Origin of the sequence: Oceanimonas sp. CAM02 (assembly GCF_032842915.1) — a bacterium.
GTDB lineage: Bacteria > Pseudomonadota > Gammaproteobacteria > Enterobacterales > Aeromonadaceae > Oceanimonas > Oceanimonas smirnovii.
The window spans coordinates 19,700-40,361 of sequence record NZ_JAWJBK010000024.1 but is presented as its reverse complement, the minus strand read 5'-3'; the positions used below and the strand labels follow the sequence as shown (position 1 = coordinate 40,361).

Annotated in this window: 17 protein-coding genes; 9 read left to right on the top strand and 8 right to left on the bottom strand. The window is 56.6% G+C overall.

The annotated features are described in order from the left end of the window. Nucleotides 1–4: 4 nt before the first annotated feature. A complete protein-coding gene (rfaD, locus tag R0I78_RS07540; protein WP_317074891.1) occupies nt 5–958 on the bottom strand; it encodes an ADP-glyceromanno-heptose 6-epimerase in 954 nt (317 codons plus the stop codon). A gap of 288 nt (nt 959–1,246) precedes the next feature. On the opposite strand from rfaD, the gene R0I78_RS07535 reads away from it, so the two are divergent. Then, a complete protein-coding gene (locus R0I78_RS07535) occupies nt 1,247–2,437 on the top strand; it encodes a glycine C-acetyltransferase (RefSeq protein WP_317074890.1) in 1,191 nt (396 codons plus the stop codon). Nucleotides 2,438–2,448: 11 nt separating this feature from the next. Then, complete coding sequence (tdh, locus tag R0I78_RS07530) at nt 2,449–3,474, top strand: L-threonine 3-dehydrogenase (protein ID WP_019934491.1); 1,026 nt, start codon at nt 2,449–2,451, stop codon at nt 3,472–3,474. Nucleotides 3,475–3,701: 227 nt separating this feature from the next. On the opposite strand, the gene R0I78_RS07525 is transcribed toward tdh, so the two are convergent. Both R0I78_RS07525 and R0I78_RS07520 read right to left on the bottom strand, forming a co-directional pair. Beyond that, nucleotides 3,702–4,178, bottom strand: coding sequence for an Lrp/AsnC family transcriptional regulator (locus tag R0I78_RS07525; RefSeq protein ID WP_317074980.1), 477 nt, complete (start codon nt 4,176–4,178; stop codon nt 3,702–3,704). A 314-nt stretch (nt 4,179–4,492) separates the two neighbouring features. Next, nucleotides 4,493–6,784, bottom strand: coding sequence for an FdhF/YdeP family oxidoreductase (locus R0I78_RS07520; RefSeq protein ID WP_317074889.1), 2,292 nt, complete (start codon nt 6,782–6,784; stop codon nt 4,493–4,495). Nucleotides 6,785–6,927: 143 nt separating this feature from the next. On the opposite strand from R0I78_RS07520, the gene R0I78_RS07515 reads away from it, so the two are divergent. Next, the gene (locus R0I78_RS07515; protein WP_317074888.1) at nt 6,928–7,830 is read left to right on the top strand and encodes a LysR family transcriptional regulator; all 903 of its coding nucleotides are present in this window, start codon (nt 6,928–6,930) and stop codon (nt 7,828–7,830) included. Between the two features lie 22 nt (nt 7,831–7,852). On the opposite strand, the gene R0I78_RS07510 is transcribed toward R0I78_RS07515, so the two are convergent. Next, on the bottom strand, nt 7,853–8,086 hold the full coding sequence (locus R0I78_RS07510) for a hypothetical protein (RefSeq protein WP_317074887.1): 234 nt from the start codon (nt 8,084–8,086) through the stop codon (nt 7,853–7,855). A gap of 87 nt (nt 8,087–8,173) precedes the next feature. On the opposite strand from R0I78_RS07510, the gene R0I78_RS07505 reads away from it, so the two are divergent. Then, nucleotides 8,174–10,378, top strand: a complete 2,205-nt coding sequence (locus R0I78_RS07505) for a putative bifunctional diguanylate cyclase/phosphodiesterase (RefSeq protein ID WP_317074886.1) — start codon at nt 8,174–8,176, stop codon at nt 10,376–10,378. 58 nt (nt 10,379–10,436) lie between these two features. Here the strand turns inward: R0I78_RS07505 and pckA are convergent, their stop codons facing one another. From pckA to hslR, 3 genes are all read right to left on the bottom strand, one after another. Then, complete coding sequence (gene pckA, locus R0I78_RS07500) at nt 10,437–12,050, bottom strand: phosphoenolpyruvate carboxykinase (ATP) (RefSeq protein ID WP_019934486.1); 1,614 nt, start codon at nt 12,048–12,050, stop codon at nt 10,437–10,439. Between the two features lie 302 nt (nt 12,051–12,352). Next, entirely contained in the window at nt 12,353–13,216 is an 864-nt protein-coding gene (gene hslO, locus R0I78_RS07495) for an Hsp33 family molecular chaperone HslO (RefSeq protein WP_317074885.1), read from the bottom strand. 21 nt (nt 13,217–13,237) lie between these two features. Continuing rightward, nucleotides 13,238–13,630, bottom strand: a complete 393-nt coding sequence (gene hslR, locus R0I78_RS07490) for a ribosome-associated heat shock protein Hsp15 (protein WP_019934484.1) — start codon at nt 13,628–13,630, stop codon at nt 13,238–13,240. Between the two features lie 158 nt (nt 13,631–13,788). Here hslR and nudE point away from each other — a divergent pair, with 158 nt between their 5' ends. Beyond that, entirely contained in the window at nt 13,789–14,346 is a 558-nt protein-coding gene (nudE, locus tag R0I78_RS07485) for an ADP compounds hydrolase NudE (RefSeq protein ID WP_019934483.1), read from the top strand. Nucleotides 14,347–14,348: 2 nt separating this feature from the next. Continuing rightward, nucleotides 14,349–15,161, top strand: coding sequence for a 3'(2'),5'-bisphosphate nucleotidase CysQ (gene cysQ, locus R0I78_RS07480; protein ID WP_317074884.1), 813 nt, complete (start codon nt 14,349–14,351; stop codon nt 15,159–15,161). 146 nt (nt 15,162–15,307) lie between these two features. Here the strand turns inward: cysQ and metJ are convergent, their stop codons facing one another. Beyond that, nucleotides 15,308–15,634: a met regulon transcriptional regulator MetJ gene (gene metJ / locus R0I78_RS07475; protein WP_019934481.1), complete on the bottom strand. Its 327-nt coding sequence runs from the start codon at nt 15,632–15,634 to the stop codon at nt 15,308–15,310. Between the two features lie 175 nt (nt 15,635–15,809). Here metJ and metB point away from each other — a divergent pair, with 175 nt between their 5' ends. The 3 genes from metB to R0I78_RS07460 all read left to right on the top strand — a co-directional run bounded on the left by metB (nt 15,810) and on the right by R0I78_RS07460 (nt 20,548). Next, nucleotides 15,810–16,970 (top strand): cystathionine gamma-synthase, encoded by a 1,161-nt coding sequence (gene metB / locus R0I78_RS07470; protein ID WP_019934480.1) that lies wholly within the window; start codon nt 15,810–15,812, stop codon nt 16,968–16,970. Further along, the gene (metL, locus tag R0I78_RS07465; RefSeq protein ID WP_317074883.1) at nt 16,971–19,403 is read left to right on the top strand and encodes a bifunctional aspartate kinase/homoserine dehydrogenase II; all 2,433 of its coding nucleotides are present in this window, start codon (nt 16,971–16,973) and stop codon (nt 19,401–19,403) included. It abuts the gene before it with no gap. A 200-nt stretch (nt 19,404–19,603) separates the two neighbouring features. Then, nucleotides 19,604–20,548 carry a LysR family transcriptional regulator gene (locus R0I78_RS07460; RefSeq protein ID WP_317074882.1) on the top strand — a complete coding sequence of 315 codons (945 nt, stop codon included), beginning with the start codon at nt 19,604–19,606 and terminating at the stop codon, nt 20,546–20,548. Nucleotides 20,549–20,662 lie beyond the last annotated feature (114 nt).

Below are 20,662 nucleotides of genomic sequence, written 5' to 3'. Positions count from 1 at the left end.
TGCCTTACTTATTCAGCCAGGCCATGTACTCAGCCACCCCTTCGGCCACGGTTTTGAACTCGTGGGGGTAGCCGGCGGCGCGCAGTTTGGTCAGGTCGGCCTCGGTAAAGCTCTGGTAGCGGCCCTTCAGGTGGTCGGGGAAGGGAATGTATTCAATTTCACCCTTGCCGTGGTGTTTGATTACCGCCTCGGCCACGTTTTGGAAGGGTTCGGCGCGGCCGGTGCCGCAGTTGAAGATGCCGGACACGTCCGGGTTCTGCCAGAACCAGAGGTTCACCTTGCACACGTCGCCCACATAGATGAAGTCGCGCATCTGGCCGCCGTTGCCAAAGCCGTCGCAGCCTTCAAACAGCTTGGGGTTTTCTCCCTTGTGCAACTGAGTGTTGAGGTGAAAGGCCACGCTCGACATGCTGCCCTTGTGCTGCTCACGGGGGCCGTACACGTTGAAGTATTTGAGGCCTACTACCTGAGAGTTAATCTCGGGCATCAGGCGGCGCACATACTGATCGAACAGCTGCTTGGAATAGCCGTACACGTTGAGCGGCTGCTCGTATTGCGGCTCTTCAATGAAGTTGTCGTTGCGGCCGCCGTAGGTGGCGGCGGAAGAGGCATAGATAAACGGAATTTCCCGCTCCAGGCAGTAGTGCAGCAAATCCTTGGAGTACTCGTAGTTGTTCTCCATCATGAACTTGCCGTCCCACTCGGTGGTGGCGGAGCAGGCACCCTCGTGGAAGATCACTTCAATACCGCCCCATTCCTCGAACTCGTCGCCGGACACAATGCGGTGCAGAAACTCGTCCTTGTCGAGATAGTCGGCAATGGTCAGATCAACCAGGTTGACGAACTTGGTGCCGTCGGTGAGGTCGTCGATCACCACCACGTCGGTGCGGCCTTGCTCGTTCAGGGTTTTTACCAGGTTGCTGCCGATAAAGCCGGCACCGCCAGTTACAATGATCATGCTTGTTTGCCTCTTGCTGGCCGGAGTGGGTGTCCGGCAATTCGAAGAAATTTTGCCGCAAGTTTATCACGCCTGTGCTGCGAAAAACTAACAGTGGGCCTGTGTTACTATTTAGTTATCACTCACAGAGGCGGCAAAGGCGTTATCAGTGTGCCTCTGGTGCCTCCTTCCGGTGATCCCTTTCACAAATAGTGCTTTTGAGCAGGATAAGTTATGAGTATGCTACACGGAGGTAGTAAAATGGTCTGAGTTAAACCCAGATAGCCACATGGAAAACGGGAGTTTGTTATGTCGTCGGCATTTTATGCTTATTTAGCTGAGCAGCTGGAAAACATTAAGGCAGAAGGTCTCTACAAGCAGGAGCGGGTGATCAGTTCACCCCAGAGTGCTGCCATTCACGTGGGTGAGCAGGAGGTTATCAACTTCTGCGCCAACAACTATCTGGGTCTGGCTAACCATTCTGCCCTGGTTCAAGCCGCACAGCAGGGGCTGAACAGCCATGGTTTTGGCATGGCGTCGGTACGTTTTATCTGCGGCACTCAGGATCTGCACAAACAGCTGGAAAGCGAGTTGTCGTCTTTTCTCGGTATGGAAGACACCATTCTTTATACCTCCTGCTTTGATGCCAACGCTGGCCTGTTTGAAACTCTTCTTGGCCCGGAAGACGCCATTATTTCCGATGCGCTTAACCACGCTTCCATTATCGACGGTGTGCGTCTGTGCAAGGCCAAACGCTATCGCTATGCCAACAACAACATGGCCGAGCTGGAAAGCTGCCTGCAACAGGCCGAGGCCGATGGTGCCCGCTTCAAGCTGATTGCCACTGATGGTGTTTTCTCCATGGACGGCGTGATTGCCAACCTGAGCGCCATTTGCGATCTGGCCGACAAATATAATGCGCTGGTGATGGTGGACGACTCCCACGCTGTGGGTTTTGTGGGTGAACAGGGCCGGGGCACTCATGAGTTCTGTGGAGTGATGGACCGCGTCGATATTATTACCGGTACTCTTGGCAAGGCATTGGGTGGTGCCTCAGGCGGCTATACCTCGGGCAAAAAGGAAGTGATCGACTGGCTGCGTCAGCGCTCCCGGCCTTATCTGTTTTCCAACTCGGTGGCACCGGCGATTGTAGCTGCCTCCATCAAGGTGCTGGAGATGCTGAAAAACGGTGACGATCTGCGGCAAAAAGTGAGAGAAAACAGCGCTTATTTCAGAGGGCAAATGACCGCTGCCGGCTTTACCCTGGCCGGCAAGGATCACGCTATTATTCCGGTAATGCTGGGCGATGCGGCGCTGGCTTCACAAATGGCCGACAAGCTGCTGGAAAAAGGTATTTACGTTATTGGCTTTTCCTTTCCGGTGGTGCCCAAAGGCCAGGCCCGTATTCGCACCCAGATGTCGGCGGCCCACACCCGCGAGCAGCTGGACAAGGCCATTGCGGCCTTTACCGACGTTGGCCGTGAACTGGGCGTGATTTGAGGAGAAAAGGCATGAAAGCACTGGCAAAACTGAAAGCCGAGCCCGGCATCTGGATGACCGACGTACCCGAGCCCGAGCTGGGTCATAACGATCTGCTGATCAAAATTCGTAAAACCGCCATCTGCGGCACTGATATTCATATCTACAACTGGGATGAATGGTCACAAAATACCATTCCGGTGCCCATGGTTACCGGCCACGAATATGTGGGCGAAGTGGTGGCCATTGGCCAGGAAGTGCGTGGCTTTGCTATTGGCGACAGAGTATCAGGCGAGGGGCACATTACCTGCGGTCATTGCCGCAACTGCCGTGCTGGTCGCACGCACCTGTGCCGTAATACTTCGGGCGTGGGTGTAAACCGTGACGGTGCCTTTGCGGAATATCTGGTTATTCCGGCCTTTAATGCCTTTAAACTGCCCGATGAAGTGTCTGACGATCTGGCCGCCATTTTCGACCCCTTTGGCAATGCGGTGCACACAGCGCTGTCGTTCGATCTGGTGGGTGAAGATGTGCTGATCACCGGTGCCGGCCCCATTGGTATTATGGCCGCTGCCGTAGCCCGCCATGTGGGTGCCCGCCATGTGGTGATCACCGATGTAAACGAATATCGCCTTGAGCTGGCCCGCAAGATGGGAGTAACCCGGGCGGTAAACGTGGCCACCGAAAAGCTGAGTGATGTGATGACCGAGCTGGGCATGACCGAAGGCTTTGATGTGGGCCTGGAAATGTCCGGTGTGCCGGTGGCGTTTCAGGATATGCTGGACAAGATGAATCATGGCGGCAAGGTGGCCATGCTGGGTATACCGCCGTCTGATATGGCCATTGACTGGACTCAGGTTATTTTTAAAGGCTTGGTGCTCAAGGGCATTTATGGCCGCGAGATGTTTGAAACCTGGTACAAAATGGCCAGCTTAATCCAGTCCGGCCTGGATCTCAGCCCCATCATCACTCACCATTTCAAGGTGGATGATTTCCAGCAGGGCTTTGACATTATGCGCTCCGGCCAGTCCGGCAAGGTAATCCTCGACTGGCAGTGAGCTTCAAGTTGTCTGATATGCCGCAATAAGCCGGCCAAAGGGTGCTATTTCTCGACACGCTTCAAGCACTTCCCTATGTCGCTCGGCAAATGCCATCCCTGGCATTTGATCGGTCGCGAAATAGCCCCCTTTAACCTCTTTGTATGCATACTCGTTGCCTGCAATTGTTTCACCATTCACCATTCACCATTCACTATTCACTATTCACTATTCACCAGTCCCCGACTTCAAGCCAGATGATCCAGCGGCAGCGCTGTATCGTGCTTGATGCGCCTGAGCACAAAGCTGGAGCGTACGCCGGTCACTCCTTCCAGCCGGGTCAGCTTGCCCAGCAAAAACTGCTGATAATGCTCCATATCGCGCACTATTACCTTGAGCTGATAATCCGCCTCGGTGCCGGTGATCAGGTCGCATTCCAGCACTTCAGGAAAGCTCAGCACGGCAGCATCAAAGGCTTCAAAACGCTCCGGCGTGTGCCGGTCGAGGGAGATATGAATATAGGCTTGCAGCGTCAGCCCCAGTTTGGCGGCGTTGAGCAGGGTGACATGGTCGGCAATCAGGCCAGCGTCTTCCAGCGCCTTTACCCGGCGCGAGCAGGGCGAAGGCGATAGTCCAACCCGCTCGGCCAGCTCCAGATTGCTGATGCGACCATGGCGTTGCATCAGGTCGAGAATGCGCCTGTCGGTGCGATCCAGTTGTATCAGTTTGCTCACATTCACACTCCATAACAACAACTATTCAATTAATAGTGTATATGGGGTGAATGATTGCGAAAAGGATGATTTCAAAGGGTGACTTCGCAACCACTCACTCACGGCTTGGGGTTACTATGTTTACACCTTAACGGGAACAGCAGACCGGCATCACCGGACCCTGTCGCAAGCCGGATTATCAGTTCGGGGCGCACCACAAGCGCGGCACTTTAAACAGAAGGGCAACAGCGCAGAGAAACGAACCACAAGTTCGTAAAGGGCACAAAAAGCCAGCCACTCGGGGCTGGCTTTGGTGTTTCTGGTGCTCAGACAATTCGCTGGCTGGCCTGGCGGCGGATCAATACTGCGATGGACTTGGAAGTGGGGGTATGGCTGTCGTCACCGGTGCTGTGCAGAGGCACCAAAGGGTTGGTCTCCGGATAATAGGCAGCGACGTTACCATCGGGAATATCATAGGCCACCACTTTAAAGCCGCCCACTCTGCGCTCGGCCCCGTCGTGCCAGAGGGAGATGATTTCCACCTCATCCCCTTCGTGCAGGCCACGCCGGCGCATTTCGTCCGTGTGCATAAACAGCACCATGCGCTGGCCATACACGCCACGATAGCGGTCATTCATGCCATAGATGGTGGTGTTGTACTGATCGTGGGAGCGCAGGGTCTGCAGCACAGATACCGGCTCGCCCTCAGCGCTGGCGGGCAGCAGCTGCTCGGGCAGCGCCTCTGCCGAGAAGTTGGCCTTGCCGCTGGCAGTTTGCCAGTGGTAGTCGGCGGCGCTGTTGCCCAGATAAAAGCCGCCGGGCTGCTGCAGCCGTTCATTAACATTCTCAAAGCCGGGAAGGGTAGCGGCAATATGCTCGCGAATGCGGTTATAGTCGTCGGCCAGGTCCAGCCAGTTAACCGGCTTATCGCCAAGGGTTGCCTGAGCCATGCCGGCGATAATGGCGGTTTCCGAGCGCTGGTGCGGGCTGTTGGGTTTGCCCACCCCCTGTGAGGCATGCACCATGCTGAAGGAGTCTTCCACGGTAATAAACTGAGGGCCTGCTGCCTGCACATCCGCCTCGGTGCGGCCCAGGCAGGGTAAAATCAGCGCCTCACGGCCCGCCATTAAATGACTGCGGTTAAGCTTGGTGCTGATCTGCACGGTAAGATCACAATTGGCCAGCGCCTCGGCGGTCACATGAGTGTCGGGCGCAGCGGCGGCAATATTACCGCCCAGAGCAATAAACACTTTTGATTTACCGTCCAGCATGGCCTGAATGGCGGCCACAGCATTATGCCCGGACTGGCGGGGCATGGGCCGGTTAAAATGGGCTTCAAGCCGGTCGAGAAACTCACTGGAAGGCTGTTCATTAATGCCCACGGTGCGGTTGCCCTGCACATTGCTGTGGCCGCGTACCGGGCACAGGCCGGCGCCGGGTTTGCCAAGCTGGCCCCGCAGCAGCTGAAGATTGGTGATTTCGCGAATAGTGGCCACCGAGTGCTTGTGCTGAGTAATGCCCATGGCCCAGGTGCAGATCACCCGCCCGGCGCTGGCGTACACTTTGGCTGCCTGCTCTATCTCATTTCGACTCAGCCCCGATTGCTGCTCTATTTGTTGCCAGGGGGTGGCGGCCACGATTGCTATGTAGTCTTCCAGACCTTGTGTGTGCTCGGCAATAAAGTCCCGGTCGAGCAGGCCGGGCTCATTACGCCTTGTCGCCTCGGCATCCCACTCCAGCAACAGCTTCACCATGCCCCGCACCAGTGCCATATCGCCGCCCAGACGCGGGCACAGATACAGGCTGGAGATGGTCGAATCTTTAGTGGTGAGCATTTCTGCCGGGCTTTGCGGATCGGCAAAGCGCTCCAGACCCCGTTCTTTCAGGTTGTTCACACTGACAATGGCAGCTCCCCGGCGGGAGGCATTACGCAGGCTGTGCAGCATGCGCGGATGATTGGTGCCCGGGTTCTGGCCAAACACAAAAATGGCATCGGCCCGGTCAAAGTCCTGCAGAGTGACGGTGCCCTTGCCCACGCCAATGGCGCGGCTCAGCGCCACACCGCTGGCCTCATGGCACAGGTTGGAGCAGTCGGGAAAGTTATTGGTGCCAACACTGCGGCCAAACAGCTGATAGAGATAGGCTGCTTCGTTGCTGGCGCGGCCGGATGTATACAGCTCCAGCTGATCCGGGTGCTCCAGCCGGCTCAGGTGCCGGCTGATCAGGGCAAAGGCGTTGTTCCAGGAAATGGGCTCATAGTGGTCGGTTTCCCGGTTCAGATACATGGGCTGCTCAATGCGGCCCTGATATTCCAGAAAATAGTCGCTGTGCTGGCGCAACTGGCTTACCGAATGCTGCCGAAAAAACGCCGGCGTGACTTGGTGGCGGGTGGCCTCCCAGCTGATGGCCTTGGCCCCGTTTTCACAAAAGGAAAAATGCTTGCCCTGCTCGTCGCCCCAGGCGCAGCCCGGGCAGTCAAAGCCCTTCACCTGATTAGCCCGCAGCAGGTTGCGAATGTTGGCAGCGGGCTTTTTACTGCCCAGTACAAAGCGGGTAGTTGAAGCCAGGGCACCCCAGCCACCGGCTGCTCCCTGATAAGGTTTGATCTTTTTACTCATCACGGCTGTCCGAATAACGAATATGTTTCTCAGTGTAGGGAGCGGGCTTTTGTCTTTCTAATTGAAAGGCCTGATACTGCAATAGAAAAAATTGATTACAGATAGACTTTTCAATTTTAAATTGTGATGAAAGGCGTGGTCTGATGGACATTAAACAATTGCATTATTTATGTGCGCTGGCGGAGCACCGGCACTTTGGCCGGGCCGCTCAGGCCTGCTGTGTCACTCAGCCAACCCTGTCGATGCGGTTGCGCCAGCTGGAGCAGGATCTGGGTGTGGCACTGGTGCGCCGTGGCAAACAGTTTGAAGGTTTTACGCCCGAAGGGGAGATGGTACTGGCCCGGGCGCGCGTGTTATTGGGTCAGTATCAGAACCTGCGGCTGGAAGTTAACGCCATGAAGGGGCGGCTTACGGGCACGGTGCGTCTGGGGCTGGTGCCGCTGAGCTGCATGGACTTGAGCCCGGTGCTGGCGCGAATGCGGCAGCAGCATCAAGGTGTCAGCTTTGAAATGAATGATATGACCGCCGACGACATACTGGCCGGTCTGGAGCAAAATACCCTGGATATTGGCGGTGGTTTCTTTGAGCCCGAGGTGCTGAGCCGTTTTCGTAGCCTGGCTCTGCCCGAGCAGGGTGTGGTGCTGGCTTATGGCGCAGGCTGGGGTGAACGGCTGCCGAGCCAGCTCACGCCCCGCAGTCTGACAGGGCTGCCGTTGTGCTTGCCCAAAACCGGTATGTACTTTCGCCATTATCTGGATACCCGGTTCGGGCAGGCAGGGGTGCCGCTGCAGCCGGTGCTGACCTCCAATTCGGTATACCGGCTGATGCGCTGGGTGCATGCGGGGCTGGGCTGCGCTTTGGTGCCAGCGGGCAGCGTGCTGTTCAGTGAGCTGCCTGGGGTGCAATGCCGGCCTCTCGCGCTGCCTGCCATGTCGCGGCTTGGCGCATTGGTGATGGGCAGTGATGGCCGGACCAGTCTGCTCGCCAAAGGGTTTTTTGAGGTGGCTGCTGAGCTGTGGCAGCGGCCTGAGTCGCGCGTATTCTGAGCACATGCTCTATGCTTGAACGTTAGCGAATGCCGAAAACGATCAGGACAGCCATTACATGCGAGCGCAGAATAAAAAGGAAGCTATCTTCGGCAAGGCAGCCGATGCGCACAACACTGATATCTGGCTTCACTTGTGTAAAAGTGCGGCTGACAGTGCGGGGGCCAGCCGGGCCTGCTTTGTCTTTTTTCTGCACGGCGGAAGTGCAGTTGCGGATGTGATGGGTGATGGCTTCAGAGGCTGGCAGGATCAGCATTACCTTGCAGCCTGGCAACAAGGGGTTTTTTATACCCCGCTGAGTGCAAGTCAGCTGCCCGAGAGTATCACCAGACTTTACTCGGCAGTGCCTCTGAGTCGCAAGCAGGTTCAGGGGTTATTGCTGCTGGAATTTGATGAGCCGGTGTCAGAGCTGAATGCGCTGGCACAAAACCAGCTTGCTCTGCTGGCGGAGCATGGTGCTCTGTTGTGGCAGGAGCAGGAGCTGGAAACCAGGCAACATGATCTGAACCTGGCATCCGGGCGCCTGCTTAACCGGCTGAAAGGGCTGTTCCTGCATGCGCCCATTTTGATCAACGGTTTTAATGCACAGGGCCGCTGTATTCTGTGGAATCATGAATGTGAACGGGTCTTTGGCTGGCGCTTTGCAGAGCTGGAGCAGCATGAGGCACCCATTACTCTGTTTTATCCTGATCCTGAAGAGCAGCAGCAGCTGTTGCATACCTTCAGAGAAGTACATGGCTCCGAGTTCAGAGAATGGCACCCGGTAAACCGCCAGGGAGAGCGGCTGACCACACTCTGGGCCAACATTATGTTGCCCAACGGCGATATGATCTGTGTGGGTCACGACATTACCGAGCAGCGCGCCTTTGAAGTGCAGCAGCAACTCGCAGCCAGCGTTTTTGAAGCCAGTTACGATGGCATTATGCTCACGGATGCCAACAACCGGGTAATAAAAGTAAACCCTTCTTTTACTCGTATTACCGGCTACACACCGGAGCAGGTAATCGGTCAGGTTTCTACCTTGTTTGAGCATCAGGAAGGAAAGGGCCCGCCGGTGCCGGCGGGTGCAAATGATCCGGAGCACTGGCAGGGAGAGTGTGTGATTCGGCACCGGGATGGCACAGAGCGCAACCTGCTACTGTCTGTGTCTGTGGTCAGAGATGCACATGATGTGGTGCAGAACCATGTGTTTCTGCTTACCGATATCAGCCATATCAAGCAACACGAGGCGGAGTTGCGTCAGCAGGCGCTGTACGATTCGTTAACCAGAATTCCCAATCGCCAGTTATTCAGTGAGCTGCTGGATCGGGCCATGGCGGAGGCCCAGCGTAACAGCACCATGGTGGCGGTATGCTATCTGGATCTGGATGGTTTTAAGCAGGTCAATGACACCCTGGGTCATGCCGCTGGTGACAAGCTATTAATTGAAGTTGCAGAGCGCATGGCGTTGCTGGTGCGCAGCTGTGATGCTGTGGCCCGGCTCGGTGGCGATGAGTTTGCGCTGATGATCACCGGCCTGCAGCGTGCACTGGAATGTACGGATATTCTTGAGCGTATGCTGGCCGCCATTAATCATCCGTTTAATTTGCAGGGACATCAGGTGCGGGTGTCTGCCAGCATTGGCATCGCAGTGTATCCACAAGATGCCAAAAATGGAGAGAGCCTGCTGGGTCATGCCGACAAGGCCATGTATGAAGCCAAAAGTCAGGGCAAAGGCCGTTATGTGTTTTTTGAGCCGGCGCTGCATTCGGAAGATCAGCAACGGCACCGGCTTTATGCCGAGCTGCTGCAAGCGCTGAGAAATAATGAATTTTTGCTGCATTACCAGCCTAAAATTGACTTGTTCAGCCGCACCATGACCGGGCTTGAAGCGCTGCTGCGCTGGCAGCATCCTGCGCGAGGGCTGCTGACACCGGCAGAGTTTTTACCGGCCGTGCTTGATAGTGATCTGGAGTTTGAACTGGGCCAGTGGGTGATCCGTCACTTGTTAGAGCAAATGACATTATGGCAGCAGGCCGGCCGCGATTATCAGGCCAGCTTTAATGCCAGTGCCGGACAGCTGCTGCATCCGGATTTCTGCAGCAATCTGGAGCACCTGCTGAACCTGTATGCCGCTGTGCCGCCGCAGCGACTTGAGCTTGAGTTTCAGGAGGGGGCGGTGCGCAATGATCTGCCGGCGCTGTCTGCGGTGCTGAACCATTGCCGGCGTTTGGGGCTGACGATTTCTCTTGATAATTTTGGTGCCGAGCATGCGTCACTGGTCAGCCTGAACCGTTTACCGGTAGATGTGATCAAGATAGACAGACGCTTTATTACTGACTTATTAACCAATCCCACCGATGTCAGCATGGTAGAAGGGGTGGTGCAGCTTGCTGCTGCACTGCAAATGCTGGTGGTGGCCGAGGGGATGGAAGCCCCAGAGCTGGGCACCCGGCTGCAGCAGCTGGGCTGCCACTATGTGCAGGGCTATGGTATTTCTCATCCCATGCCGGCCGGAGCCATTGATGAATGGCTGGCGGAGTGGAATCAGCACAGGCCGTTGCAGTAATAAAAAAACCCGGCAAGTGCCGGGGTCTCATTATTATCTTACTTGTGTGGCCGCAGGTTTACAGCTGCGGGCCGGCGGCCACCAGGGCTTTGCCTTCGTCGGTGTCGGTGAACTTCTCGAAGTTGTTCACAAAGCGCTGAGCCAGATCCTGTGCCTTGGCGTCCCATTCGGCCGGGTCGGCATAGGTGTTGCGCGGATCCAGAATAGACACGTCTTCCACGCCGGCCAGGCTGGTGGGAATAGCCACATTGAAGTAGGGCAGCTCAACAAACTCGCTGTTTTCAATGGAGCCGTCGAGAATGGCATTGATGATGGCGCGGGTGGCCTTGATGGAAATCCGCTTGCCGGTGCCGTTCCAGCCGGTATTCACCAGATAGGCTTCAGCACCGACAGCGTCCATACGCTTGGCCAGTACTTCAGCATACTGAGTGGGATGCAGGCTCAGGAAAGCAGCACCAAAACAGCTGGAGAAAGTAGGAGTCGGCTCGGTAATGCCACGCTCGGTACCGGCCAGTTTGGCGGTGAAACCCGACAGGAAGTGGTACTGAGCCTGGCTGCGGGTCAGTTTGGCTACCGGCGGCAGTACGCCAAAGGCGTCGGCAGTCAGGAAAATCACTTTCTTGGCATGACCCGCCTTGGATACCGGCTTGACGATATTGTCGATGTGGTAAATGGGATAAGAGACACGAGTGTTTTCGGTCTTGGAACCATCGTCAAAGTCAACGGTGCCATCTTCACGGACAGTCACGTTTTCCAGCAGCGCATCGCGGCGAATGGCGGCGTAGATTTCCGGCTCATTTTCCTTGCTCAGCTTGATGGTCTTGGCATAGCAGCCACCTTCAAAGTTGAACACACCGTCGTCGTCCCAGCCGTGCTCATCGTCGCCAATCAGCTGACGGTTGGGATCGGTAGACAGGGTGGTTTTACCGGTGCCGGACAGACCAAAGAAGATGGCCACATCGCCGTCTTTGCCCACGTTGGCTGAGCAGTGCATGGAGGCAATGCCTTTCAGCGGCAGCAGGTAGTTCATCATGGAGAACATGCCTTTTTTCATTTCGCCGCCGTACCAGGTGCCGCCAATCAGCTGCACGCGTTCGGTCAGGTTAAAGGCAACAAAGTTCTCGCTGTTAAGACCCTGCTCTTTCCAGTTGGGGTTAGTGCATTTGGCACCGTTCATGACCACAAAGTCAGGCTCGAAGTTTTCCAGCTCTGCGTCACTCGGGCGAATGAACATGTTTTTTACAAAGTGCGCCTGCCAGGCCACTTCAGTAATAAAACGCACGGCCAGGCGGGTATCGGCGTTGGCACCACAGAAAGTATCAACAACAAACAGGCGCTTGCCGGACAGCTGAGTGGTCACCAGCCCCTTGAGCTGCTCCCAGGTTTCCTGCGTCATGGGTTTGTTGTCGTTCTTGCCCTGATCAGCCCACCATACGGTGTCACGGGTGACGTCGTCGCGAACAATGTATTTGTCCTTGGGGGAGCGACCGGTAAAAATGCCGGTATCTACGGCCACGGCACCCAGGCTGGTTTCCACGCCTTTTTCATAGCCTTCCAGGTCGGCACGGGTTTCTTCTGCAAACAGTTGCTCGTAGGAAGGGTTATACAGTACATCGGTAACGTCATTGATACCGTAGCGGGATAAGCCGAGTTGTTGCGCCTTGGGCGTCATTGTTCACTCCTGGATTTGGTACAGAGGGGTTACTTGGTTATTTTGAATTTTTTGAAATGCGAGTTTATCAAGAATTCAGTGTCAAATAGGGGATCTGGTTCAAAATTTATAATTTTGCGACACGAATTAAGAGGATGTAAGTGAAATTTAAGTTTATTATGCTGAGTTGATGTTAATATACTGTGCCATTATTTTGTTTATTAATGAGTAAATAGCGTAACTTGAGCAGAGAGCGTAAGACAAACGTTAAAAAATAAAACGGGCCGGCAATGGCCGGCCCGAATAATTCGATGCTATTTTGTTCAGTGCAGTGTCTGGCTGAACAGCGTCTGCACATCGCTGCCATCAAACTGATAATGATGGCCGCAATAGTCGCAGTGCATTTCAATTTTGCCTTTTTCTTCAATCAGCTCCATGGCTTCATGCTGGCCTACCTGCAGCAGGGCCTGCTCGCACTTTTCTTTTGAGCAGGTGCACTGAAAACTGACCGGCTGCGGATCAAATACGCGCACTGCCTCCTGATGATAGAGCCGGTACAGTACTTCCTGTGCGTCCAGCTGCAGCAGCTCTTCTGCCTTTACCGTGCCGGTCAGTGCCTCCAGATGTTCAAAATCCTGCTGTTGTCCTTCCGCTTCGCTGGGCAGCGACTGCAGCAGCATGCCGGCAGCGGCCTGATGATCGCCCTGCAGGCCGGTAAACAGCCAGATGCGGGTGGCCAGCTGCTCCGACTGAGCAAAGTAGTTCTCCAGGCTGGCGGCCAGTGAGTTTTCGTTCAGCTCGACTATGCCCTGATAACGTTCGCCGTTTTCCGGGGTAATGGTAATGGCGATATAGCCGGTGCCCACCAGATCGGCCAGCCGCTCACTGTCGGGCACTGTGCCCTGCCAGCGGGCCACACCGCGCATTTGCTGGTGATGGTTACCGTTAATTACCGCCAGGCTGACCGGGCCGTCACCCTGCAGCTGCACTGTGATATGGCCCTCAAACTTGAGCGTGGCGGTCAGCAGGCTGGTCGCGGTCAGCAGCTCGCCCAGCAGCCGCTGCACCGGCACCGGATAGGCCTGGCCGGAAAGCACCTGCTGAAAACTTTGCTGCAGCTGCACCAGCTCGCCGCGCACCTGATAATGGTCGAACAGATAACGATGAAGTTGGTCGGGTTTGTTCATCAAAATAGATCCTGTCTGGGCTCAGTGGCCCTGCTTGATTTTGAGCAGGGTGCGTCTTTCTTTTTTGTCGGGCCTGCGCTCCGGGCTTGGGGCAAACTGACTGTTGAGCTTGCGTGCCCTGGCATTATGCTCTCGTTGCGCCAGGCTGGCTTCGGTTTCACGGTACAGCTGCTGGGCCAGCTCTGCCTTGCCGCGCTTGTCTGACAACGCCTGTACGATCACTTCCCGTTCATCGTGGCCCTGACGCAGCCGGATGGTGGCACCGGTTTCCACCTGTTTGCCGGGCTTGGTGCGCTGGCCGTTGTAGTGCACCTTGCCGCCATCGATCATGTCTCGGGCCAGACTGCGGGTTTTGTAAAAGCGCGCGGCCCACAGCCACTTGTCCAGCCGCACGATATCCGTTTTTGCGTTCATGGTGGTTGCCCCGGTCAAAATCGAATATGTAATTATATCAGATGACCCCCTTTGGCATACAAGACAGGACCAATTCACATTTTGTGATCAATCTGCGGCAGACGTTGGCGGTCAGTTGCGATAACCTCATACAAGGGCGATTTTAAACGGGACCGGCCATGACCGACGACAAACAGAAGCCAACCATTTTGCATACCGAGCTGGTGGCAGAAAGCCGCCTTTTTCGGGTTGAATCTGTGCACCTTCGTTTCAGTAACGGCGTTGAGCGCATTTATGAAAGAATGCGCGGCGGCGGACGCGGTGCCGTTATGCTGGTGCCCATGCTGGATGACAACACCATTTTACTGATTCGGGAGTACTCTGCCGGGACGCACAGTTATGAACTGGGTTTTCCCAAAGGGCTGATCGACCCCGGAGAAACGGCTCTGGAAGCCGGCAACCGGGAGCTGATGGAAGAAGTGGGCTACGGTGCCCGCACCCTGATACCACTCAAGCAGGTAAGTCTTGCCCCCGGCTATTTTGGCAGCCGTATGGATATTGTGCTGGCCCGGGACTTGTATCCCGAGCAGCGTGAAGGTGATGAGCCGGAGCCGCTGGAAGTCGTTCCCTGGCCTCTGGAACGGCTGGGTGAGCTGATGGCCCGGCCTGACTTTTCGGAAGCCCGCAGCATCTGTGGTCTGTTTTTGTTACAGGACTGGCTTAACAAAGAGGAATAAGCATGGATACCTGTGCCCTGCTACCGGGTGTAAAGGCGGCAGCCCGAGAATCCGGCAGATTAATTCTGTCTATGTATAACAGTGGCCGTTACATCGCTGAAAATAAAGACGACGACAGTCCGGTAACTAGTGCCGATCTGGCGGCTCATGATTATCTGAACCGTGCCCTGCGGGAGCTGGCGGATATTCCGGTGCTGTCGGAAGAGGGCGGAGATATTCCGCTGGCAGAGCGCAATGCCTGGCCCCGTTACTGGCTGGTGGATCCGCTGGACGGCACACAGGAGTTTATTGCCGGCAGTGGTGATTTTTCTACCATGATCGCTCTGGTTGAGCACGGCAGGCCGGTACTGGGGGTGGTGTACGGGCCTGTGCATGATGTGATGTATTACGCGGTACGGGGGCAGGGTGCCTTTAAAGAAGCCGGCGGCGAAATACGCCAGATTCATGCCCGCCACTACCGGACACAGGTGAACAGCCTTTGTATTACCATCAGCCGGCGGCAAAATGTGGAGTGGGTGCGCTCCCGCCTGACCGATAAGCTGGATTACCGGCTGGTGCCACTGGGCTCCAGTTCGCTCAAATCCTGTCTGGTGGCGGAAGGAAAAGCCGATTTGTATATGCGCATCGGCCCCACCGGTGAGTGGGACACAGGGGCTACGCAATGCATAGTGGAAGAAGCCGGCGGCCGTATTCTGGACCTGGGGCTGGAAAAGCTCAGTTATAACCAGCGCGACAGCATGATTAACCCGAACTTTATTACCCTCGGAGATGAAAGCCTGCCCTGGCAGGAGATATTAAAGCCTGAAGCGAACTGAAAGCTGTCAGCCATAAGCTGTCAGCTGTAAGTGGTGGTGTTAGTGAACCCTGAGCTGTGCCTGCAAATGACTGTGAATAGGCAGGCACAGCTCGGGGACTTCAGACTGCTCTTGGCTGCTGACAGCTTACCGCTTATGGCTGTGTCTTAGTCGTCCTGCCCGAAGTCTTCAATTTCCAGACCCAGGGCGGTCATGATTTCCCGTGCCTGAGCAGGGATCTGATCGGGTACATCTTTACGCAGGTCGTCGTCCTGAGGCAGGGGCTGGCCGGTGTAGGCATGCAGAAAGGCCTCACACAGCAGCTCGCTGTTGGTGGCATGACGCAGGTTGTTGACCTGGCGGCGGGTACGCTCATCGGTCAGCACTTTCAGCACCTTCAGCGGGATGGAGACGGTGATTTTCTTGACCTGCTCGCTTTTCTTGCCGTGCTCGGCGTAAGGGCTGATGTAGTCGCCGTTCCATTCAGTTTTCATTATGCACCTGCGTTCGGAAATGATTTTCCGGCGAATTGTAACCCCTGCATTTTGTGTTGGCAATCCAACAGCAAAGCCTTATAGATGTCTAGGTGGCTTGACGGCTTATTTTGTTCGAGTTACTGTGCCTTCCTCAGAATTGTGTTTCAGGCTGCCGTGTGCAAAGGAGAAGGACATGCCAAATTACAAGACTCAGACTCACGCCGTTCGTACCGGCCTTGAGAGCGACACGCAGCATGGCGCCGTAGTGCCGCCCATTTATCTGACCAGCACCTTCACCTTTTCCGATTTTAATGAAAAGCGTCAGTTTGATTATGCCCGCTCCGGTAACCCCACCCGCCAGACCCTGATCGACGCCCTGACCCATCTGGAGGAAGGGGGCGGTGCTGCCGTGACTGCCAGCGGTCTGGGGGCCATTAATCTGATTGTTACCTCACAGCTTAAACCCGGAGATCTGCTGGTGGTGCCCCACGACAGCTACGGCGGCAGTCAGCGGTTGTTCAACTCTCTGGCCGCCAAGGGACTGTTTGAACTGGCCTATGTGGATCAGACCGATGCCGCCGCCATGGCTGAAGTGATGGCGCGCAAGCCTCGTATGCTGTGGATTGAAACACCTTCCAACCCCTTGCTGCGGGTGGTGGATATTCAGGCGCTGTGTGCCGCCGCCAAAGAAGTGGGTGCCCTCACAGTGGTAGACAACACCTTTTTGTCACCGGCGTTGCAGCAGCCGCTCAAGCTGGGTGCCGATCTGGTGCTGCACTCCACCACCAAATACATTAATGGCCACTCTGATGCCATTGGCGGTGCCGTGGTGGCTGCCGACGCCGGCCTGGCAGAAGAGCTGCGCTGGTGGGCCAACTGCCTGGGGCTGACCGGTTCAGCGTTTGATAACTACCTGACCCTGCGCGGCCTGCGTACCCTTGGAGTGCGTATGCGTCAGCACTGCGAGAACGCCGAGGCGCTGGTGGCATTTCTGCAAAGCCAGCCAAAAGTGAAGGCGGTGTATCATCCCAGCCTGCCGGGCAATCCGGGCCATGAAGCCGCCGCCCGCCAGCAAAAAGGCTTTGGTGCCATGCTCAGTTTTGAGCTGGATGCAGACGAAGCCGGCATGAAGGCATTCCTGCATGAGCTGCAGCTGTTCTCCCTGGCCGAGTCGCTGGGCGGCGTAGAAAGCCTGATCAACCATCCTGCCACCATGACCCACGCTGCCATGACCCCGGAAGCTCTGATTGAGGCGGGCATCAGCCAGCAGCTGCTGCGGGTGTCGGTGGGTATTGAGGATAGCAGCGATCTGATCAAGGATCTGGAAAACGCATTTAAGGTACTCAGCAAGTAAATGACTATTCTTGAGCCCGAGCCCGGCGCACACCGACCGGTACACAAGTTTGGCGGCAGCAGCCTGGCCGATGCCGCCTGTTTTCACCGGGTAGCCGGCATTATTCATCAGCTGCAGCAGCCTGACGCCCTGATAGTGGTCTCGGCACCGGGTAAAACCACCAACCGGCTGATTGAGCTGCTCAATCTGTTTGCCAGCGGTGATACCGCCGCGCCCGAAGCCCTGGCCGGCCTGCATGCCTTTCAGCGCCATCTGATAGCAAGCACGCTGCCTGCCGAGGCGGCGGCCCCTTTGCTGGCGGCTCTTGGCGAAGACATTGTCAGCATTGCTTATGTGCTTGAGCATGACCGGCTGGATGACTATCAGCGCGGCTATATTCAGGCCTTTGGTGAGGTCTGGTCATCCCGCCTGCTGGCCACAGTGCTGCAGCAGCAGGGAGTAACTGCACACAGTCTGGATGCCCGGCGTTTTCTGCGGGTATCGGGTACGCCGGTGCAGGTGGAAGAAGACGAGTCCCGCCGCCTGCTGGAACACATTCTGGCCGAGCACCCGCAGCAAATGCAGGTGGTGACGGGCTTTATTGCCGCCGATAAAGAGGGCCGCACCCGGTTGCTGGGGCGCAATGGCTCCGACTTCAGCGCCACTCTGCTGGGCGCGCTGGCCGACAGCTCTCATACCACTATCTGGAGTGATGTGCCCGGTGTGTTCAGTGCCGATCCGCGACGGATTCCCGAAGCTCATCTGCTTAAGCGGCTGGCGCTGGCAGAAGCTGCCGAGCTGGCCCGGTTGGGCTCGCCTGTGCTGCACAGCCGCACCCTCGGTCCGGTGGCGGCCAGCCGCCAGCAACTGATGCTGCGCTGCAGTTATCACCCTGATGACGGCCACACCCGCATCGAGCGCCGCCCGCGCCGGGAACAGGGTGCGCGCATTGTGACCGCAGTGGACGATACCGTGCTGGTGGAAATGACCATTTCCGACCGTTATCAGGAGCGGGTGGATGCCCTCACTGACTGGCTGGGCAAGCGTGGTCTGGCACCGCTGGCCTGCAAGCGCCGGCCCGACCGTAAACTGTGGCAGATTGCCTATACCCGTGAGCAGGCGGAGCAGGCCTTTCTGGTGTTGCGGGATCATCAGCCGGCGGGTGGCTTTGAAGGGCTGCAGCAGCGTGAAGGCTTTTCGCTGGTGGCGCTGGTAGGCAAAAATGTGACCAGCCAGGCCGAGCAGTGCCTGCAATTTTATCATGCCCTGAACGAACAACCGCTGGAGTTTATTCAGCCGGCTAAAAATGGCCTGAGTCTGGTGGGTGTGGTGCGCAAAACCGCCCTGGATCCTCTGTTGCTGCGGTTGCACCAGAGTCTGTTCAGCCGGCCCCGCCGGGTGGGAGTGCTGTTGTTTGGCCGGGGCAATATCGGCAAGGCCTGGCTGCGGCTTTACAAAGAGCAGAAGGCACGGCTGGAGCAGGAGCTGAACCTGCGCCTGACCCTATACGGCGTGTTTGATACCAAAGGGGCCATGCTGGCCAGCCAGGGTGTGGAAGCAGACACAGCGCTGAATAACTTTCAGCCCCAGACGCTGGTATGGCCCGACTGGCTGGAAGATCTGGAAGAGCACGGCTTTGATACCATGGTGGCACTGGACTGCACCGCATCAGAGAGTCTGGTGCAGTATTATCCGGCCATGGTGCAGCAACGCATTCACCTGATTGCGGCCAATAAGCAGGCCGGCGCTGCCGACTCGGGCTTTTATGCCACCCTTAAACAGGCGCTGACCGAGCACAGGGTCAAGTTTCTCAGCAACGCCACTGTAGGTGCCGGCCTGCCGGTGCAAAGCAGCCTGCATCAGCTGCGCCAGTCGGGCGAGCAGATTCGTGCCATCAGCGGCGTGTTTTCCGGCACCTTAAGCTGGTTGTTTCAGCATTTTGACGGCAGTCAGCCGTTTTCCGAGCTGCTGCTGCAGGCCTGGCAACAGGGCCTGACCGAGCCGGATCCCAGAGACGACCTCAATGGTCAGGATGTGAAGCGCAAGCTGGTTATTCTGGCCCGAGAAGCGGGCTTTGATCTGGATCCGGAGCAGGTGAAGGTGGCCAGTCTGGTGCCCGAGGAACTGGCGGCACTGAGCAAGGAAAGCGCGCTCGATGCCCTGCATCAGCTTGATGAGGCACTGGCCGAGCGGCTGGCAGAGGCCCAGCATCAGGGCGGTGTGCTGCGCCATGTGGCCCGTTTTAACGCCGACACCCATGAAGCCTGTGTGGGGCTGGAAGTTGTGCCCGCCAACCATCCCTTTGTGCCCCTGCGCCCCGGCGACAATGTGTTCGCCATTGAAACCCGCCACTACCGCCAGAACCCCATGGTCATTCAGGGCCCGGGAGCGGGCCGGGAAGTCACCGCCGCCGCCGTGCAGGCGGATTTGTGGCAATTGCTGGCAGCGCTGTAACCATCAACCCCACCCCAACCCTCCCCTTGCCAGGGGAGGGTGTCAAACCAGTCCGCTCAACAGACAGATACAACTTTTTTACGATTTATCTCCCAGTTTATATACAACTGCATTTGTTTTTTCTATCGAGATGTTATTTTGAACCAATAATATTTTGATGAACGAAGGGCGTGTCCGCCCTTGTGCAGGAAGCAAACATCATGCGTTTTACCCTCAAGCAATTGCGCTACTTCGTGGTGGCTGGTGAATTCAGCAGTGTCACCCGGGCGGCCCAGGAGCTGCACGTTTCCCAGCCCTCCATTTCCTCGGCCATTCTGCACCTGGAAGAAGTCACCGGGCTGCAGCTGTTTGTGCGCCACCATGCTCAGGGGCTGTCGCTGACCCCCTCGGGGCGGCAGTTTATCGTCAAGGCCAAGCAGTTGCTGGGCCAGGCAGATGGTCTGGCCCATTACGCCACCACCCTGGGGCAGGACGTGGCCGGCTCGCTGCGCATTGTGGGCTTTCCCACCTTTACTCCCATTCTGGTGCCCGGGCTTATTCGTCGCTTTAACGACATGTATCCGGCGGTCAATGTGCAGTGTGACGAAAAATCCCAGCAGGACGTGATCCAGGGACTGCACGAAGGCCGCTACGAGCTGGCGCTGACCTACGATCTGCAGATACCGTCCCATATCGAATTTGAGCCGCTGATGGAATTTCCCCCCTACGCGGTCATGTCTCAGGATCACCCGCTGGCAGACCGCGATGAGGTGTCGCTGCAGGAGCTGGCGGAGCATCCCATGGTGGTACTCGACTGGCCCATGAGCCGGGAATACTTTTTCTCGTTGTTTCTCAGTCAGGGAGTGGAGCCGAACTTTGCCTTTCAGGCCAAGTCCATGGACATGGTGCGTGGCCTGGTGGCCAACGGTTTTGGCTATTCGCTGTTTAACGTGCCGCTGATCAACACTCAGGCACTGGACGGCCGAGGCCTGACCCATGTGCCGGTAACCGGTGAGCTGCGGCCGCTGCGTATGGGGGTGGCCCGGCTGGCCCAGTTCCGGCTTACTCCGGCGGCGGAAGCCTTTATCGAGGAGCTGACCAAGGAAGCCAAGCAGCTGTCCGACACCGTGTTTACCGACAGCCGTTTTTACCGCAGCCTGAAATAAGCCGGTTATTGAATAGGTAAAATTTATGAAAACGAAATGATAAATATATTTTACATATTCAGGGCGGTTTTTTAGGCTGAGTGTTCCGGGCGCAACGGCGCCCACTGAGTTTTT

What these genes read in the sequence shown, in the direction of transcription:
- rfaD (WP_317074891.1), bottom strand. Translation starts at nt 958, where the DNA reads ATGATCATTGTAACTGGCGGTGCCGGCTTTATCGGCAGCAACCTGGTA.
- R0I78_RS07535 (WP_317074890.1), top strand. Translation starts at nt 1,247, where the DNA reads ATGTCGTCGGCATTTTATGCTTATTTAGCTGAGCAGCTGGAAAACATT.
- tdh (WP_019934491.1), top strand. Translation starts at nt 2,449, where the DNA reads ATGAAAGCACTGGCAAAACTGAAAGCCGAGCCCGGCATCTGGATGACC.
- R0I78_RS07520 (WP_317074889.1), bottom strand. Translation starts at nt 6,784, where the DNA reads ATGAGTAAAAAGATCAAACCTTATCAGGGAGCAGCCGGTGGCTGGGGT.
- R0I78_RS07515 (WP_317074888.1), top strand. Translation starts at nt 6,928, where the DNA reads ATGGACATTAAACAATTGCATTATTTATGTGCGCTGGCGGAGCACCGG.
- R0I78_RS07510 (WP_317074887.1), bottom strand. Translation starts at nt 8,086, where the DNA reads ATGCTGATCCTGCCAGCCTCTGAAGCCATCACCCATCACATCCGCAAC.
- pckA (WP_019934486.1), bottom strand. Translation starts at nt 12,050, where the DNA reads ATGACGCCCAAGGCGCAACAACTCGGCTTATCCCGCTACGGTATCAAT.
- hslO (WP_317074885.1), bottom strand. Translation starts at nt 13,216, where the DNA reads ATGAACAAACCCGACCAACTTCATCGTTATCTGTTCGACCATTATCAG.
- hslR (WP_019934484.1), bottom strand. Translation starts at nt 13,630, where the DNA reads ATGAACGCAAAAACGGATATCGTGCGGCTGGACAAGTGGCTGTGGGCC.
- nudE (WP_019934483.1), top strand. Translation starts at nt 13,789, where the DNA reads ATGACCGACGACAAACAGAAGCCAACCATTTTGCATACCGAGCTGGTG.
- cysQ (WP_317074884.1), top strand. Translation starts at nt 14,349, where the DNA reads ATGGATACCTGTGCCCTGCTACCGGGTGTAAAGGCGGCAGCCCGAGAA.
- metJ (WP_019934481.1), bottom strand. Translation starts at nt 15,634, where the DNA reads ATGAAAACTGAATGGAACGGCGACTACATCAGCCCTTACGCCGAGCAC.
- metB (WP_019934480.1), top strand. Translation starts at nt 15,810, where the DNA reads ATGCCAAATTACAAGACTCAGACTCACGCCGTTCGTACCGGCCTTGAG.
- metL (WP_317074883.1), top strand. Translation starts at nt 16,971, where the DNA reads ATGACTATTCTTGAGCCCGAGCCCGGCGCACACCGACCGGTACACAAG.
- R0I78_RS07460 (WP_317074882.1), top strand. Translation starts at nt 19,604, where the DNA reads ATGCGTTTTACCCTCAAGCAATTGCGCTACTTCGTGGTGGCTGGTGAA.